At 56.6% G+C, this 16,514-nt stretch carries 15 protein-coding genes and 1 tRNA gene; 8 read left to right on the top strand and 8 right to left on the bottom strand.

The features are described 5' to 3' along the window. The first annotated feature begins 298 nt into the window (after positions 1–298). Positions 299–508 carry a hypothetical protein gene (locus A4E33_RS07985; protein ID WP_292347171.1) on the top strand — a complete coding sequence of 70 codons (210 nt, stop codon included), beginning with the start codon at positions 299–301 and terminating at the stop codon, positions 506–508. Positions 509–621: 113 nt separating this feature from the next. On the opposite strand, the gene A4E33_RS07980 is transcribed toward A4E33_RS07985, so the two are convergent. Further along, positions 622–1,287, bottom strand: a complete 666-nt coding sequence (locus A4E33_RS07980) for a hypothetical protein (RefSeq protein WP_292347170.1) — start codon at positions 1,285–1,287, stop codon at positions 622–624. 37 nt (positions 1,288–1,324) lie between these two features. Then, positions 1,325–3,313, bottom strand: a complete 1,989-nt coding sequence (metG, locus tag A4E33_RS07975; RefSeq protein WP_292347204.1) for a methionine--tRNA ligase — start codon at positions 3,311–3,313, stop codon at positions 1,325–1,327. A gap of 39 nt (positions 3,314–3,352) precedes the next feature. On the opposite strand from metG, the gene A4E33_RS07970 reads away from it, so the two are divergent. Beyond that, the gene (locus A4E33_RS07970; RefSeq protein WP_292347169.1) at positions 3,353–4,144 is read left to right on the top strand and encodes a hypothetical protein; all 792 of its coding nucleotides are present in this window, start codon (positions 3,353–3,355) and stop codon (positions 4,142–4,144) included. A 92-nt stretch (positions 4,145–4,236) separates the two neighbouring features. On the opposite strand, the gene A4E33_RS07965 is transcribed toward A4E33_RS07970, so the two are convergent. Further along, the gene (locus A4E33_RS07965; protein ID WP_292347168.1) at positions 4,237–4,740 is read right to left on the bottom strand and encodes a hypothetical protein; all 504 of its coding nucleotides are present in this window, start codon (positions 4,738–4,740) and stop codon (positions 4,237–4,239) included. A 220-nt stretch (positions 4,741–4,960) separates the two neighbouring features. Further along, positions 4,961–5,929: a DHH family phosphoesterase gene (locus A4E33_RS07960; protein WP_292347167.1), complete on the bottom strand. Its 969-nt coding sequence runs from the start codon at positions 5,927–5,929 to the stop codon at positions 4,961–4,963. Between the two features lie 115 nt (positions 5,930–6,044). Between A4E33_RS07960 and A4E33_RS07955 the strand changes: the two genes are divergently transcribed. Then, positions 6,045–6,118: transfer RNA gene (locus tag A4E33_RS07955), tRNA-Phe, on the top strand. A gap of 175 nt (positions 6,119–6,293) precedes the next feature. On the opposite strand, the gene A4E33_RS07950 is transcribed toward A4E33_RS07955, so the two are convergent. Then, complete coding sequence (locus tag A4E33_RS07950) at positions 6,294–6,911, bottom strand: recombinase family protein (protein WP_292347166.1); 618 nt, start codon at positions 6,909–6,911, stop codon at positions 6,294–6,296. Positions 6,912–7,105: 194 nt separating this feature from the next. Beyond that, positions 7,106–7,246 carry a hypothetical protein gene (locus A4E33_RS07945; RefSeq protein ID WP_292347165.1) on the bottom strand — a complete coding sequence of 47 codons (141 nt, stop codon included), beginning with the start codon at positions 7,244–7,246 and terminating at the stop codon, positions 7,106–7,108. Positions 7,247–7,266: 20 nt separating this feature from the next. Here A4E33_RS07945 and A4E33_RS07940 point away from each other — a divergent pair, with 20 nt between their 5' ends. The 5 genes from A4E33_RS07940 (at position 7,267) to A4E33_RS07920 (ending at position 14,198) form a co-directional block, all read left to right on the top strand. Next, a complete protein-coding gene (locus A4E33_RS07940) occupies positions 7,267–9,264 on the top strand; it encodes a cation:proton antiporter (RefSeq protein WP_292347164.1) in 1,998 nt (665 codons plus the stop codon). 177 nt (positions 9,265–9,441) lie between these two features. After that, positions 9,442–11,337: a propionyl-CoA synthetase gene (locus A4E33_RS07935; protein WP_292347163.1), complete on the top strand. Its 1,896-nt coding sequence runs from the start codon at positions 9,442–9,444 to the stop codon at positions 11,335–11,337. Positions 11,338–11,405: 68 nt separating this feature from the next. Further along, positions 11,406–12,326: a DNA-3-methyladenine glycosylase gene (locus tag A4E33_RS07930; protein WP_292347162.1), complete on the top strand. Its 921-nt coding sequence runs from the start codon at positions 11,406–11,408 to the stop codon at positions 12,324–12,326. A gap of 147 nt (positions 12,327–12,473) precedes the next feature. Next, a complete protein-coding gene (locus tag A4E33_RS07925) occupies positions 12,474–12,908 on the top strand; it encodes a hypothetical protein (protein ID WP_292347161.1) in 435 nt (144 codons plus the stop codon). A gap of 6 nt (positions 12,909–12,914) precedes the next feature. After that, entirely contained in the window at positions 12,915–14,198 is a 1,284-nt protein-coding gene (locus A4E33_RS07920) for a hypothetical protein (RefSeq protein WP_292347160.1), read from the top strand. Positions 14,199–14,228: 30 nt separating this feature from the next. On the opposite strand, the gene A4E33_RS07915 is transcribed toward A4E33_RS07920, so the two are convergent. Together A4E33_RS07915 and A4E33_RS07910 are read right to left on the bottom strand one after the other, a co-directional pair. Beyond that, positions 14,229–14,600, bottom strand: coding sequence for a response regulator (locus tag A4E33_RS07915; RefSeq protein WP_292347159.1), 372 nt, complete (start codon positions 14,598–14,600; stop codon positions 14,229–14,231). Beyond that, on the bottom strand, positions 14,590–16,392 hold the full coding sequence (locus A4E33_RS07910) for a PAS domain-containing sensor histidine kinase (protein WP_292347158.1): 1,803 nt from the start codon (positions 16,390–16,392) through the stop codon (positions 14,590–14,592). Before A4E33_RS07910 ends, A4E33_RS07915 begins: the two co-directional genes overlap by 11 nt. Positions 16,393–16,514: the final 122 nt, after the last annotated feature.

The following is a 16,514-nucleotide window of genomic DNA, read 5'->3' as shown; positions in this document are numbered from 1 at the left end:
GCCCGTTCAAGTGTTGAACCGCATGGTGGGAACCTGTGACCGGGCACATTTTTTGAATATTTATGCTGCATGAGCTGACATTCTGATCAGAGTGTGGGTCCCGCGGCAGTACGCGGGACAGCCATACACTCTTCCCCGAGTAAAGGACCATGTCCTCTCTGAAGGGATTGCCGGAACGCTTTCCCCGGCGTCCCTTCTTTCCGGATCCTGGTATACGCGAACCGGGGAGATAGGACCCTCCTGAACATTCCGAGCCCCCCGGGGCCGGCGTATATGCAGGGGGTCCGGAGAAAAGGCCATGACAGAAAACAACAGCCAGACTTCGGAAACAAAGACCGGCATTGCGGTACGTCCGGTCCTTGACGGATTACTCACCGCCGTCCGGGAAACACCGCACCGGATGCCGGCAGGAGGATGGTTCAGGGACGTCGCGACGAGCGAGAACTGGAGGACGACAACGATCGTCCAGCGCCACCGCGACCGGGCATCGATGACCTCGTCGTCCTGATACCATGAGCTCCTCTCGTAGCAAGACACTGCAATCCACAGCACACCACCGCACATTGCCCCCGGCATGCACCAGGCCGGCGGCACATCCCTGTTTTTTCCCGCACAGACCGCTCAGCGCCGGTCCCCGCAACTGACCGTCGAGAACGAATCGACAAGGATAATCTCGCAGCCCGCCGGGTATCCGTCATTCCGGACCGTGCTTGTGTTGATGATATACAAGTTAACGGGAGAGACGCCACGGATATCGATGAGTTTTCCCGTAAGGATGATACAGCTTCCCTCGGGAGCTTTTTTCACTTCGTTTTCCAGGGTAGCATTCAGGAACACGAGGTGGTTGTTGCTGATATGTTCATCGATATACTCTTCGGTCAGGCCGAGGGCAGTCGGTATATCGTAACTGTATTTCAGCGTCCGGTCCCCCATCTCGAACGTGAAGAAAGAAAGGATGTCCTTCTTCATGAGTTCGCCGTTCACCACCGCCAGATCGAGAGCTATGATGCCATCCGGCGCGGCTGCCGGATACTCATGCCGGCCCACGATCCGGCCGGCGAGGGTGTAGATATTCGAGGCGGTGAGTGTGTACTGGTAATTGCCAAGGGTCTTTGAATACTGCTGCGGCGGGGAGAGAGGCGCCTGGTAGAAACCCCCGGTCGCGTTGGGCAGGCCGGACGGAGGGATGGCGGAACCGCTGAAGAACAGGAACCAGACAACGAGCGCAACGGTGAGAAGCGGGACGAGAATAACAGCCCATTCAAGGATGGTGCGGAGGCGGGGCATCGGGATCACACTGCCGACAGAAAAAAGGGCGGGGAGGTCACCGTATCTTCGTCCCCGGTTCCACCGGCTTCAGCGGCACGAGCAGGGACGCTGCATCTCCTGCAGCGAGAACCATCCCGTTGCTCTCGATGCCGAAGATCTTTGCCGGGGCAAGGTTCGTCACGACCACGACATCCTTCCCGACCAGTTCTTCGGGCTTGTAGAACTGCTGCATGCCGGCAACGATCTGGCGTTTCTCGCTCCCGATATCGACCGTCAGTTTCAGGAGCTTGTTCGATTTCGGTACGGCTTCTGCAGAGAGGACTTTTCCTGTCCGCAGGTCAAGTTTCTGGAATTCCTCGAAGGTAACCACAGGGATCTTCTCCGCTTTCCTGTTCGCATCCGCAACACGTTTCTGCAGGAGCGCATCGAGCTCTTTCACCTGCGTCTCTTCCATCTTGACGAACAGGGGAGTGGGGGCCTTGATGCATGCCTCCGGAACCGGGATGGTTGCATCGCGGAGCGGGTGCGCTGCCACTTTGTCGTAGTACCCGAGCTGTGCCCAGCACCGCTGGGCCGTCTCGGGCATCACCGGTTCGATGAGCAGGGCGAGCGCCTTTGCTATCTGGCAGCAGTTCTTAACCACCTGCGCTGCAGCGGCCCGGTCTGTCTTGATCAGTTTCCACGGCGCACTGGTCTGGATATACGTGTTCCCGAACGCGGCAAGACCCATGATTGCATCGACAGCGCCTTTGAACTCGTAGTCCCGCATCAGCGTATCGACGGTCGAGAGGGTCATTTCAATCTCAGCCATGATCGCAGGTTCAACAGCTCCCGGGGGGATGCCGTCGAACTCCTTCTGGGCAAAGTAGAGCGTCCGGTACACGAAGTTACCGAAGATGTTGACGACCTCATTGTTGATCCGTTCTGCAAAGAGCGGCCATGCGAAGTTCAGCTCCTTGGTATGGCTCGTGTACGCGAGCAGGTAGTAGCGGAGGTAATCCGCGGGAAGTCCCCTGTCAAGATAATCGTCGTTTGTCCAGACCACGTAGCCCCGCGACTTCGAAAACTTGTGGTCGTCGACTTTTACCATCCCGCTCGCAACTACCGCATGCGGCACGCCGTAGCCTGCACCGTGGAGCAGCGCAGGCCAGAAAATCGTGTGGTGGTAGATGATGTCGCCGCCGATGAAATGGGTGACGCGGTTGTCCCCGCACCAGTAGCGCTTCCAGTCCTTCCCGTTCGCTTTCGCCCACTCCTCGGTGAATGCAATGTAGCCGATCGGGGCGTCGACCCAGACATAGACCACGAGGTCATCGCGGCCGGGGAACTTCACACCCCACTCGAGCGTACGGGTGATGCACCAGTCGTGGAGTTCGTCCTTTATCCAGCCGATGGCGTAGTTCTTTGCATTGCTCGTGCCCCGGACCTGGTCGAGGTAGGGGAGGAGGAAGTCTTTGAATGCCGAGAGCCGGAAGAAGAAATGCTCCTGGTCGCGGAACTCCGCCTTCGTCCCGCAGACCCGGCAGACCGGGTCCTTGATCTCACCCGGCTCGAGGTGCTTGCCGCACCCCTGGTCGCACTCGTCGCCACGGGCCGGCTTGCCGCAGTGGGGGCAGATCCCTTCCACATACCGATCCGGCAGGAACCGTTTGCACTTCGTGCAGTAAGCCTGGTGGACGATCTGCCGATAGATGTACCCGTTCTTCACGAGCTGAGACACGATCGATTGTGCCCGCCGGTGGTTCGCGGGATCGTCAGTCATGCCGAAGCGATCGAATATGACGTTCATCCGTCTGAACGTCTCGTCGAAATGGCGGTGGTACTGTTCGGAAAGGGCACGGGGAGTGATGCCGGCGTCTTCTGCCGAAACCACAATCGGGGTCCCGTGGTTGTCCGACCCGCAGACGAAGACGACCTCTTCGCCTGCCCGCCGCATGTAGCGGACGTACATGTCTGCAGGGACGTACGTTCGCAGGTGACCGAGATGGCAGGGGCCGTTGGTGTACGGCAGCCCGCACGTGACGAGCAGCGGTGGCGGATTCATCATTACGTTTTAGATGCTTATGGGTAATAAGATCTGTATATGGCGAAACGGCGAACGCTTGCAACCCGTGCATTCGGTGGAGAACCCGGGCTGCCGGACATAGCGGGCCTTGCGGAGTGGATCGCGGAGCACCGGGGGAGAATTGCCGATATCGTAACATACCGGCTCGAGCGGTCGCTCGCCCCCCAGATAACGGCAGGGATAGGACTTACCTGTGCAGGCGGCAGGTTCTACGGGGATAGGATCTTCCAGTGCCTTGCAGGTGTCACGGACAAGAGGGCAACAGGGGAGATCCACGCGGATACCCCCGCGATCATCGAAGATGCTGCCGGGATTGTCGTACAGGCAAAGGGTGCATGGTGTGCCATGCCGGCGCCCCACGAACTGGGAATTACCCATTCCCACTATGACGATGATGACGAGTGGAGTACTGCAATCTGCGACGCATACAGCACGATTCTGCGCGCGATGAGGGACACGGGTGTTGCCGGTCATGTCCTTATTGCAGACCGTATGGATGAGGCGGAACTGGCAGCACTGGCCCGCCAGAAAGTCTTCTTCTTTTCACCCTCACCGGATCGCGACACGCTGGCGATGCTGCTGGAACATCAGCAGCAGGTTGCAGCCGGAAAGGACCAGCTGGCAACTGTCTTCGATCTGACGGCAGAATATACACTCAGACGGATTTATCTCACTGACCCGGACCCGGCATCGATCAGCCTTGCGCTCTCCCATCTCGACCCGGACCAGATTGTGGCAGCAGGGTACGATGCGGAAGGGGACGGGGATTACTGGAAGGAGATTGTTTCGCACGCGATATATTCAGGGTAAATAATCCATAAAGGGGGATGAAGACTCGTCAGCCTGTCACAAGTATCCGGAGTCGGGGTTCTTTTGTCACGAAAAAAATGTACCGGGCCGGTTCATGTTTTCAGGATATGTTTCACAGAGGGAACTGTCAGGGTATCATAATAATAATCCCGGTGCCCGTCCGGAAAGATAACCGTCGTGACTCCCGGGGAGAAGTCGGGGGATATGAGGGGGGCAAACCAGTACTCGTCCATCACCTGCTGGGCCCGTTCAAACGAGAGGGCCGGGGTGATCATGGTGGTCTTTTCACTGGCAGTACTGCTGGTTTCTGCAAAGGAGGGGATAATCACAACTGCGGACGAATCTGTCGCCATCGGGACAGTTACCGGAACGGCAGAATGGGAATCGAACGCATTTTTCAGCTCCGCGGCTGGATCGGCAATCCTGAAAAAAACCGCACTCTGTTCAAGGAACGAGAGATCATACTGCATATCCATCTCCGCATCGCCGTTACCGGACAGTTTTATCGTGAGGGATTTTGCAGTGAAGGCCTGGACCGGCATGGCTGCCAGAGCAATAATACAGAGGAAAAGAAAAACTGCATGAACCTTCTTCATAGCTGATCAGATCGGTGTTGAGCCGTTGCAGGTATATATTGACGGGATCCCGGGGGTTAAATCGTGAACCTGCCGGTAGAACCAATGATCCATGGAATGCAATTTTCGTCGGGACCTAATGTTGAAATCCTTTCTTTGCTGCACTCAGCGGAATTGCGAGGGTGATCCCCTTCTGCCTCGCAGGTGCCCACCGCGGACCTGGCAGTGGCATCCACGGCGGTTAAAACCGGCCGGCAACCTTCACCAGATCGTCGAAGTGCCGGCTCTTCTTGAAGAGCCACCATGTGAACCGCTCGATGACCGTGAAGTTGAACGATCCGCCGGCAGCGTTCGGGTGGCCCCCGCCGCCGAACTCCCGGGCGATAAGGTGGCTGATCGGGGGGACGGACCGGATCGAGAACTTGCCGTCTCTCCCAATGATAACTTCTATTTCGGTGTTCTTCTGGTCGCGTATGAAGTGGGCGGTCTCGCTCGGGTACCCATACAGCGGCGCAAACACGATCCGGTATTTCCCTCCGGTGATGAATGTCGCTTTCTGCAGGCTCCGTCTCATCATCGCAGCCATCTCGGCTCGTATAGCGGCATATTCTCGTTCAATATGGTCGTCCGTGAAAATTCCCTTGACGAGACAGTCGCGGACATGGTCCCGGTTCTCCTTTTTCTGCAGCACCTGGCCGAGTACGGCGGAACGGGGATCGGCATGTTTCCAGAGATCGTAATCGCAGACTACCCGTGCAACCTCTGCTGCTGAATGATTGTCCGGTGCAAGATCGCGTGCAACGATACCTGTACCGCAGACGGCTGTATCGATATGGAGAAGGCTGACAACAGCCTCTGTCTTTCGGATCTCGTCATCACGCCACCGGTGGTGGTCGCGCCACTCAACGATCCACCCGTTCTTCTTTGCCCGGGCTGCGAGCGTCTCGGCATCTTTCTGGTACCCGAGGTCGGAGATCGAGAGCAGGTCGCCCTTTCCCTCGCACGATGCGACCAGCGCAAACAGGGCGGAGAATTTTCCCACCGAACTCCAGATCGTGAACACCCCGTCACCGCCGAATTTCATCCGGTGGATCGCATCGGCTCCCACGGCATCGAGATCGTTATGGGTCAGGTGGACAACATGTGCTGTCCGGCTCCTGATCGCGTTTGCAAGTCCTGACTCGTTCTCACCGGTATCCGGAGGCGGCATTGGTTAATACTGTCATCGCGGCGCATATAAAAAAGAGCGGGTACAGGAGGTCACGCCCGTCCTGAAAAATGGAACAGATCATTTATTAGTGACAAGAAACAACCATTATACTCCTGCCCTAGTAGCTCAGCCCGGGAGAGCGCCAGACTGAAGATCTGGTTGTCGCCTGTTCAAATCAGGCCTGGGGCACTTCTTTTACCGATTTCCCGCGTTTATGGACCGGTATCCTGTAAACTGCCAGAACAGACTTTTTGGCGGGCATTTTTACATTCGTTCTCTTTTCTTCCGGATTCTTTACCTGACAGATTCGAAAGATGCATCTCATGATAAAGAACGAGACGTGAAGATATCAGAGTCCGGATACCTATTGTACCATTCCCTGGCCCGGGCTCGAATCTCCCATGTTCCGGAGATGATGTTTTTTCCTCCTGATAAGAGTAATATATGGCACGCTGATAGTCTCAGCAATCTTCCGGTAATTCATGCCCTTCTCGTGAAGCGATTCAACATACAACCAGTCAATTTCCCGGAAAGGTCGCCCGCAATGCTTCCCTTCCGATCTGGCTTTCCGGATCCCTGCCCGGGTCCGTTCGATACGGCTCTCATGTTCCTGCCGGGCGCACCATGCCATGACATGGATGATAAGGGGGTGTATCGACGGATCGCAGTTCCACCACGATTCGTGAGGAGACAGTGACTGGACGCAGACGCCAAGATGCCCGATATCGCGGATGGCGCAAAGAGCATCGGCCGGGTTTCCTCCAAGCCTGTCAAGTTCACAGGTATATACGTGGGTGACGAAATGATCCCGGATAAAACTGATCATCCGGGTAAAGCCCTCCCGCCGGGAAGGCGGGACGGATCCGGGAATGTTGCAGTCGACGAAGATATTGGCAACGTTCACACCATACGTTGCAAGCAGCCGGATCTGATCCTGTTCATCTTCCGACATGGAAGAGGTTCTGACATATCCTAGTATCATAACCCATCTTTATGATATCATCCGGAGAAGGGCATATAAACGTTTTGGAAACAACCTGGTATCACAAATGATGGTTTTGATATATTTTTCAAGGAAACCGGATCATATTCACGATCCATGGATCGATAATTCAAATTCCGGATGATACGGTACAGAATGTAATACTCCTATACCATCTCCCAGGATTCTGGTCATCAGGCTCCCAGGTTCAGGCCACGATGGAATGCATCTTCAGGAATCAGAGCAATACACTTAGGAGAACTGACATACCCATGATCCTGAAAATGGCTGATTTCCGGGATTTCCTGCCATTTATCGGCTGCCTCCAGTTTCATTCTGATTACGGGAGGAAATAATGGATTTCATGCTCGCCCTTGCGGGAATTGCCGTCATCTCCATCGTATTCCTGTACATCAGCCTGGCTTTCCGGCTCCCCAGCATCGTCTCGTTCCTTGTCATCGGCATGCTCGCAGGACCGTATGGTTTTGCCCTTATCGAAAACGTTGACAGCATTGAGACCTTTGGCGAGATCGGGATCATGCTCCTCCTCTTTACCATAGGGCTCGAGTTCTCGTTTGACAAACTTCTCAGATCATGGCGGACTGTCATCATTGGCGGCCTTGTGCAACTTGTCACCACCGTCGCGGCGATCACGTTTGTTGCCCAGGCACTCGGCGTCCCGCCAGCTTCGGCGTTCGTTTTCGGGCTTATCATTTCGCTCTCAAGTACTGCGATCGTGATGAAAGTTCTGCAGGAACGGCGGGAATTGGATACGCTGCAGGGCCGGACGCTCCTTGGGATCCTGATCTTCCAGGACCTTGCCATCATCCCGATGATCCTCATCCTGCCGCACTTCATGGGCAGCGGAGGTTCCGGTTTTTCAAACCTCCCCCTGACTATTGTGAAGGTTGCCGGCATTCTCTGTATTGTCATCGTCCTGTCCCGCTGGGTCATCCCCGGCGTTCTGTACCGCGTTGCACGGCAGAAGAGCAGGGAGCTCTTCTTCATCACGGTTGCCGGGTTATGCATCGTCATCGCGTGGATCACGAACCAGGCCGGCCTCTCGTACACGCTGGGTGCTTTTATTGCCGGCCTCATCATCGGCGAATCCGATTACAATATTGATGCACTCAGTCACATCATCCCGTTCCGCGACGTGTTTGCCGCGATCTTTTTTCTCTCCATCGGCATGCTGCTCGACACCGACGCCATCCTTGGCAATCCCGGATTTATTATCCTGATCCTGATCATCGTCACTCTCATAATCGGTATCAAGGTTTTCACGGGAATATTCGCAGCATCTGTTCTCGGCATGCCGGCGCGGATCGCGATCATCACCGGCTTCGCCCTCTGCCAGGTGGGGGAGTTCTCCTTCGTGCTGGCAAAGAGCGGCCTTGACGCCGGGTTCATACCCGAAATGATCTACCAGCTGTTCCTTGCTTCGGCTATCATTACGATGGCCCTGACACCCGTCTTCATGCAGGTTTCGCCCCGCGCTGTCGGTTTTTACTACCGGATGGCACCCGCTCGGAATGAGCCTGGCTCCGGATCCGGTGCCGGCATGACGGATGCTACAGGGCTGTTATCCGACCATATCGTGATCGCAGGCTACGGTATCACCGGAAAAAGCGTTGCCCGGGCCGCTGAGATCACGGGAATTCCCTACACGGTCATCGAGCTGAACCCTGACGTTATCCGGCGGGAAAGATCTGCCCGCCACCCGTTCTTCATCTTCGGAGATGCAATGCAGGAGGAGGTGCTCGGACATGCCGGAATCTGCCGTGCCCGGGCACTTGTCGTCGTTGTCTCCGCACAAGAGGCGATCCCCCATATTGTCCACAAGGCCCGGGCAATGGCACCGTCGCTCTACATTATCGCCCGCACCGAGCATGTCCGCAATGCACAGTACCTGCTCGACCTTGGTGCGGACGAGGTTATCTCCGAGGAGTACGAATCGGCAAAGGAGATCTTCACCCGAACGCTCAGGAAATACCAGCTGCCGGAGTCCGAGATCGGCAAGATTGTGGCGAAGCTGCAGGAGTGGGGCTATGCCAAGTTCGTGAAGAACGGGCAGGACGGTAACTCCGTCCCGGGCATGGACGAGGTACTCTCGTCCCTCCGCATTCATATGCTGACGGTCGAGCCGAAATCTCCTGCCGAAGGAAAGACCCTCGCCGACCTGCGGCTGAAGGAGCAGTACGGGATTGCCGACTGTGGTCTCCGGAGGAACGGGGATACCAGCGTCACGGCCGACGCCGCTACCCGGTTGCAGGCCGGTGACTCCCTCATAGTATTCTGTTCTGACAGAACCATCCGGGAGATAGCCGGGCTCTTTGGCCAGACGTACGAATAGATATTTCCTGTCCTGCCCGATCCAGAATTCCAAATTGTAACAATCCGCAGTGCACCACCACTTACGAATTGTTCGGTAAAATGCACCAGAAAGGTTCGATTTTTGGTGCGTAATGGAGAAAAAAATAAGAGCCTGGCTACCAATTCCCTACTAAATACGCCGGGTGAGCTGTGGTGCATGAAGGGGGATTACGAGCGGGCATACCGCGATTCCATTGAGGATACAGAAACGTTCTGGGGAAAAGCAGCTGGTGAGGTTCCCTGGTTCAGGGCACCTGACCGTGTCCTGAACCGGGATCGCCCGCCTTTTTACCGGTGGTTTGAGGGGGGGTCAGTAAACTCCTGTTATGCTGCACTCGATACCCATTGCGAGAACGGCAGGGGCGACCGGGTCGCGCTCATCTATGACAGCCCGGTTACGGACATCCGGAAAAAGTATACTTACCGGGAACTGCGCGATCTCGTGGCAATCTGTGCCGGCGGCCTCCGGAATCTTGGCGTGACGAAAGGGGATCGCGTTATTATCTACATGCCCATGATACCAGAGGCGGTGATCGCCATGCTCGCCTGCGCGCGAATCGGTGCTGTCCATTCCGTAGTCTTCGGTGGATTTGCCGCGCGGGAGCTTGCCACAAGGATCGAGGACGCAAAGCCGCGTGTCATTATATCCTCATCCTGCGGAATCGAGGTCGCCCGTATCATTCCCTACAAACCACTTCTTGACGGTGCGCTGGGGCTGTGCAGCCACAAACCTTCTGCATGTGTCATTGTCCAGCGCCCGCAGTGCCCCGTGAAGCTCCATGCCGGCCTCGATATATCCTGGGGTGATCTTATGGATGCTGCACCCGTACCGTGCGTACCGCTGGCGGCAACTGATCCCCTCTATCTGCTCTACACGTCAGGAACAACCGGAAAACCGAAGGGGGTCCTCCGGGACAACGGCGGCCATCTCGTTGCCCTGAACTGGAGCATGAAGAATATCTATGGTGTCAGCCCCGGAGAGGTCTTCTGGGCTGCCTCCGATATCGGCTGGGTAGTCGGGCATTCCTATATTGTTTACGGTCCGCTCTTTTATGGCTGCACGAGCATCCTGTATGAAGGAAAATCCGTGGGAACTCCCGATCCTGGTGCATTCTGGCGCGTGATCTCCGAGCACGGGGCGTCTGTCCTTTTTTGTGCGCCCACCGCATTCCGGGCGATCAGGAAAGAAGACCCGGACGGCAGCCATATCCGGAAGTATGATCTTTCGCGGTTCCGCATGCTCTTTCTGGCCGGTGAACGATGTGATCCTGACACCCTGCAGTGGGCCGAGGCGCAGCTGAAGGTCCCGGTCATCGACCACTGGTGGCAGACCGAGACAGGCTGGGCAATCGGGGCGAACTGTGCCGGCCTGGAACTTCTCCCGGTCAGGCCGGGTTCCTGCACGAAACCGGTCCCGGGCTATGATATCCGGGTCCTTGATGCCCAGGGCAGCCAGCTCCCTGCCGGGGAGACAGGAAATATTGTCGTGAAACTTCCGCTCCCCCCGGGTTGTTTCACCACGCTTTACAACAATGATGCCGATTACGTGAAGACCTATTTCTCCGCGTACCCGGGATACTACCTCACGTCCGATGCCGGTTTTATCGATACGGACGGGTATCTCTGGATCATGGGAAGGACCGACGACATCATCAATATCGCAGGCCACCGCCTTTCCACCGGGGCGATGGAGGAGGTGCTGGCTTCCCATCCCGATGTTGCCGAATGTGCCGTTGCCGGTGTCCACGACCCGGTCAAGGGCGAAGTGCCGCTGGGATTCGTTGTGCTGAAAGCCGGGGTGAACAGGATGCGGCAGGAGATCGAACCTGAGCTGATCGGCATGGTCCGGCAGAAGATCGGCCCCATCGCCTCCTTCAAGACTGCAGCGGTAGTAAAACGCCTTCCCAAGACACGATCCGGCAAGATCCTCAGGGGTACCATCAAGAAGATCGCCGACGGGGTCCCGTATACCGTGCCGGCAACCATAGACGACCCGGCCATCCTCGACGAGATCACTGCGACGCTGCACGGAATGGGATACCCGAAACACTGAAAGAGAACCTGTCATAACCGATTGCAAAAAATAGGCCGGGAACCCATGATCAGCACCGCCAGGTGATCATGCAGCAGATTACCCTCCGCCCCTGTCCGCCTTTTGTTTTCGCCCTGCCCGCAGCGGTCTTTTCTGCGGGTGATCCGTACATCCGTTCTTTCAGGAGAGGTGTTTTCCGCCAGCTGCTGGATACCGGCACCGGGCTGGTGCTCGCGGATATCCGGTCCACCGGGACATACGATACACCGGAACTATCACTCAGCCTTTCATCGGATTACGGGGAGGGCAGAGCCAATCCCCAGACAGCCGCGGAACAGGTCGCTGCGATCTTCAGCACCAATGACGACCTCATCCCGTTCTATCGTGCAGTTGCCGGGGATCCGGTCCTGTCCGTTCTCACGGCCCGGCTCCGCGGCGTCAGGGTCCCTGTCACACCAACAGTCTTTGAAGCCCTCACGGATTCGATCATCGAACAGCAGTTCTCCCTTGCAGCTGCCCGCAGCATAAAGAACCGGCTGATCCGTGCCACAGGGAAGACGCTTTCTCTGGACAACTCTGTGTATTACTGTTACCCGGGCCCTTCCGTTCTGGCAAAGACCACTGAAACCACATTCCGATCCTGCGGCCTTACAATCCGCAAGGGCGAATATATCCGGGACATTTCACGGCAGGTCGTTGCCGGAGAATTGGACATCGAGGGATTCAGGGATTATATGGATACGGAGCAGATCATTGACGACCTGGTAAAAATCCGTGGGATCGGGCGCTGGACCGCAGAACTGACCATCCTCCGCGGACTGCACCGTCCCGACGCCTTCCCCGCAGATGACGTCGGGATACGCCGGTTTATCTCAGAATTCTATCTGTCGGGAAGGAAGATTACCGCAGCGGAGGCACGGATCTTTTCGGAACGATGGGGTGCCTGGAAAGGATTTGCCGCGTATTATCTCGAGGTCGCTGATCATCTCGGGATAGATCCTGCCGGATAGACCTGCGTATCCACCATTTCCCCGAACCGACAGGTACGGCAACCATGCCGGGATCCAGAGCGGGCAATGATATCTGATACCGGTGAAAAGAATATTTTTTATCTCCGGGGGGAGTATGGTGAGTAAGCAGATTACGGGGGATTTTCCATGGGACTCTTTGACGATTTGGGAAAGGCATTGAAAAAGGTCGAGGAGGATGTAAAAAAATCCGATCTTGACCGGCAGTTGAAAGGTCTCGAACAGGGCATCAACAAGGCCGGAAAAGACATCTCCGCAGAGATCAACAAGGCCACGGCTCCGCAACAGCCGGCACCTTCTGCTGCGGCACCGGCAGCGCCTGCACAGCAGGCAGCCCCGCAGAACCGCTCCCCGGCGCGTTCACCCCACCCCGGCTACCAGAAGATCGCAGCATGGATGAAGAGGAACTACAAGGACCGTATCAGCAGTTCCGCAACCGGTTTTGACAAGGGGCTCGGGCTCGAGCAGCTCACTGCCGAGGCCTGCAGGGGACTCTCGGCAAAGACAAAGAAAGGATTCATCGATTATCTCAAGAAGCAGAATTACGAACCGCTCCTGAAATAATCCCCCATGACCGATCCCTTTCGCACGTTTTACCAGCATCATCCCCCGGACCTTTCTGTCATAACGGATCTCCCCCACCGGCATTTCCGCATCCTTCTCCCGCGGGGCACGTTCCTCAAGATCCGGTCACGGATCCGGTCGGAGAAGGACCTGCAGACATGGCTGGTCCGGTACCGGCCGTCCGATGTGTACTACTCGACCAGCTGCTGGCTGGTGCCCGAGAACATCGGCCGGCGCGAGCGGACGCCGCTCTCTGACAACATCCTCCTCTCGTCGGACATCGTCTTCGACATCGACCGGTCGCCGTTCTCGGCAGAGAACCTTGAACTGGCACGGCAGGACACCCTGCAGCTGCTTGCGTTCTGTGACCGGCACCGTTTCTCCGTGAAGTACATCGCGTTCTCCGGCAGCAAAGGGTTCCATGTTGTCTGTGCAGATCCCCGCCGGTACGATGATCCGTCCCCGTTCGTGCGGGAGAACATGGCAAAGGAATTCCGCAGGGAGATCACCACACGGGTTCTTGCAAATGGCATTGCCATCGACACGAAGATCACTGCCGATACCCGCCGGATAATACGGGTGCCGGGGACCATCAACTCAAAGACGGGTTATGTCTGCACGATCCTCTCCCGTGAGCAGCTCGCGATGCCCGTCAGCACAATTCTTAAATATGTTCCCCGGGCTAATGCTGGTACCCCGCTGATCCCCCCCGGGGGAGATGACCGACCTCTTCGAGGCTCCCGTATCATAACCTGGCTTTGTCACCGTTTCGGGGTAAGGTCAAAGCCTCCAACCCGTTTTACCTATTCCACATTCCTGGTCAGCACGGTGCCCGGAACCCCCCTGCACATCCCGCTCTTCACGTTCCCTCCCCACAGCCGCATCGAACGTGTCGAGAAGCAGCTGACCACCGTGCAGCAGCAGTACCGGCTTTCGGATATCTACCTGTACCGCTCAAAGACCGGCATTGCCGCGATCTGCCTCCGGACATTCCCGCTCCGGAGGCTGGAGAAGATTATCCATGCATCAGGTTCCACGAATTATGGGACGCTTGTAACGTACAAACAGCTTTACTTCCGGGTCGGGGAGGTCCGGGACGAGAACCAGTCGCTTATCGCCGGGCCCCCGGAATTCATGAAGATCCTCCCCGCCATTGAAGAGAATAATGCCCGCATGATCAGCGGGCCCCATTACCGGTTCATGGAAGATTTTGTCCCGTTCCTCCATGGATACCCGCGGATGCACGGGAACGGCACGGTTATTCTGACCCATACGGTAAACGAGGAATAGAATCCGGAACGGCCATTCCGGGACCGCCGATCATTTTTTGCCGAGGAACCTCTCAAGACCTGCCTTGAGATCGGCAATCGAGACCGGTTTTTCAAGCACGCCAAGCCGGGGGTCGTGCATGGCTGCAAACCTTTCGTCAACGGAAGGCGATGCGGTGAACAGGAGTACCGGAAGGTCTTTGTTGCCGATCTCCTCCCGCACCTTTTCCAGGAACTCCCAGCCATCCATCGGGTCCATCATGATATCGAGCAGGAGAAGCGCCGGCGGATCGTTTTTTACGATTCCGAGCGCTTTTTCTACATCCGGAACGATCAGCGGCTCATATCCGATCCGTTCAAGAAGGATCTCCATCATTTCGAGAATGGGTTTGTCGTCCTCGACAAGCATAATCTTACCGGACATGGGGCGCCTCCCGGGGCAGATCTTTCGGGATATGGATGGTGAACGTGCTGCCGACATTCACCGTACTCTCGACCGTGATATCCCCGCCATGCATCTGGATGATCTGTTTTGCAATCGACAGGGACAGGCCGAGCCGGTCGTACTTCCGCGAGAGCTTGGCAGCATCCGCCAGCTGGAACGGTTCGAAGATCGATGCAAACATGGTCCGCGGGATCCCGATCCCGTTGTCCTCAACGGAGATCGTGTGCATGACACCGCCGCCTCCCGAACGATACGCGATGTGGATCTTCCGGGGGGGTTTGGAGTAGTTTATCGCGTTCGAGAGGAGAGAATCGAGTACCGAATACAACCGGTCCCTGTCTGCACGGATGACCAGATTTGAGGGGATATCCATCGTCACGTCGGCCTTGGTGCTGTACCCGCTGGTATCGAGCACGGAATGGACCAGAGGTGAGAGCGGGAATTCTGAGAACGTCAGCTGGATCTTCCCGCTTTCCAGAACCGAGAGTTCGAGCATCTGGTTGATGATCTGGCGTTCACGATCCACGCTGACCAGACAGCGCTCGAGCATCTTCTTTGTGTTGTCGAGGATTCCGAATCCTTCCGGGTCCTGGATGAGGAGGTTGAGATAACCGAGGATGGGCTGGAGCGGGGTGCGGAGTTCATGGGCAACCGTGATGATGATCCCCCTGCGGCGTTCATTGTCCTGCTGGATCCGTTCCTCCAGGCGCTGCTGGACCGAGATATCCACGATGTTGAGCATCGTGGCCTGCTGGTTATCGTGGGTAATCGGATTTGCGAAGAGCAGCGCAGCTTTTACTCCCCCGCTCCGGGTCACGAACCGGAACTCTGTCCCGTCAGAGATCTGTGATTCACTGACCAGGCGCTGCCTGAACTCGCCGAACCGGTCGCGGTCACGGCTGTCCAGCAGGAAGACAAGGTCCTTTCCTTCAAGCTCCTGCGCCGGGTATTCTGAATACTGGCAGAACGCCGGGTTGGCAAACCGGATCCGGCCGTCCTGCAGCACGAGGATGCTGGTCGGCGAGTTCTCGGTCAGTTGCCGGTATTTCATCATGGTGTCGTTGTTAATCGCCTCGATGAGCTTGCGGGCATTGATATTCACGACGGTAACGCTGACGGTATTTTCATCGATGGCGCTCCACGACAGGTTGACCCAGCAGCTGGTTCCGTCCTTTGTACGGAACCGGATTTCGAAGTTCTCACAGACATCGTGGTTCCGGATCCGTTCGGACAGCAGGTCATTCTCTTCAGAAGAGAAGGCGAGCGAGGGGAAGGTCATTGATAAAAGGTCACCGGTACTGTGCTGGAGCATCTCCGCGAACTTATCGTTGGTCTGTTTTATCCGGCAGTCCGGCAGACTGATGATGACGATGCCAAGCTGGGAATGCGTGAAGACGCTGCGGTACCGGGCTTCGCCGGCCCGAATCCGCTCGATGAAGTACGTCATCAGGCTCGCTATAATGACAAACAGGAACGCTTCCGATGTCACGCCCATGAGCGCGGCTGGATCCGGGTACCGGTAATAATACCCGACAGCCTGGTACAGAATCCCGCAGATACCGGCAACGATAAGGCCGCGTTTTGCATAGAAATAGACCGCGTACAGGATAGGGATGAAGAAGAGCTGGTAGTTGATGAGCGTGATCGAACGCGAGAACGAGAGTGCGGTTATCAGCGTGCAGGATACAACCAGCGAGGTGATGACAACAAGCCGGGCGATATCCGTTGCCGGGATATCGTACCGGAGTACCCTGTACACTTTCCCTTCCATACCTACCTCGCCATTAGATGTTCCTGTTATATGAAGGTGACCACGCGGGGGTTTGTTCCCACCCGGGATGAACGAAATATACCGGCAGGAACCACGATGCTGCTCCTGATAAAAACATGGCG

This window comes from Methanoregula sp. PtaB.Bin085 (assembly GCF_002067035.1).
Lineage (GTDB): Archaea > Halobacteriota > Methanomicrobia > Methanomicrobiales > Methanospirillaceae > Methanoregula.
Note: the sequence above shows the minus strand (reverse complement) of the source record. Positions and strands in the feature narration are given on the sequence as shown.

Coding starts and splice junctions, on each gene's coding strand:
- A4E33_RS07965 (WP_292347168.1), bottom strand. CDS start 4,740: ATGAAGAAGGTTCATGCAGTTTTTCTTTTCCTCTGTATTATTGCTCTG.
- A4E33_RS07935 (WP_292347163.1), top strand. CDS start 9,442: ATGAAGGGGGATTACGAGCGGGCATACCGCGATTCCATTGAGGATACA.
- A4E33_RS07910 (WP_292347158.1), bottom strand. CDS start 16,392: ATGGAAGGGAAAGTGTACAGGGTACTCCGGTACGATATCCCGGCAACG.
- A4E33_RS07925 (WP_292347161.1), top strand. CDS start 12,474: ATGGGACTCTTTGACGATTTGGGAAAGGCATTGAAAAAGGTCGAGGAG.
- A4E33_RS07940 (WP_292347164.1), top strand. CDS start 7,267: ATGGATTTCATGCTCGCCCTTGCGGGAATTGCCGTCATCTCCATCGTA.
- A4E33_RS07915 (WP_292347159.1), bottom strand. CDS start 14,600: ATGTCCGGTAAGATTATGCTTGTCGAGGACGACAAACCCATTCTCGAA.
- A4E33_RS07980 (WP_292347170.1), bottom strand. CDS start 1,287: ATGCCCCGCCTCCGCACCATCCTTGAATGGGCTGTTATTCTCGTCCCG.
- A4E33_RS07950 (WP_292347166.1), bottom strand. CDS start 6,911: ATGATACTAGGATATGTCAGAACCTCTTCCATGTCGGAAGATGAACAG.
- metG (WP_292347204.1), bottom strand. CDS start 3,313: ATGAATCCGCCACCGCTGCTCGTCACGTGCGGGCTGCCGTACACCAAC.
- A4E33_RS07960 (WP_292347167.1), bottom strand. CDS start 5,929: ATGCCGCCTCCGGATACCGGTGAGAACGAGTCAGGACTTGCAAACGCG.
- A4E33_RS07945 (WP_292347165.1), bottom strand. CDS start 7,246: ATGAAACTGGAGGCAGCCGATAAATGGCAGGAAATCCCGGAAATCAGC.
- A4E33_RS07930 (WP_292347162.1), top strand. CDS start 11,406: ATGCAGCAGATTACCCTCCGCCCCTGTCCGCCTTTTGTTTTCGCCCTG.
- A4E33_RS07920 (WP_292347160.1), top strand. CDS start 12,915: ATGACCGATCCCTTTCGCACGTTTTACCAGCATCATCCCCCGGACCTT.
- A4E33_RS07985 (WP_292347171.1), top strand. CDS start 299: ATGACAGAAAACAACAGCCAGACTTCGGAAACAAAGACCGGCATTGCG.
- A4E33_RS07970 (WP_292347169.1), top strand. CDS start 3,353: ATGGCGAAACGGCGAACGCTTGCAACCCGTGCATTCGGTGGAGAACCC.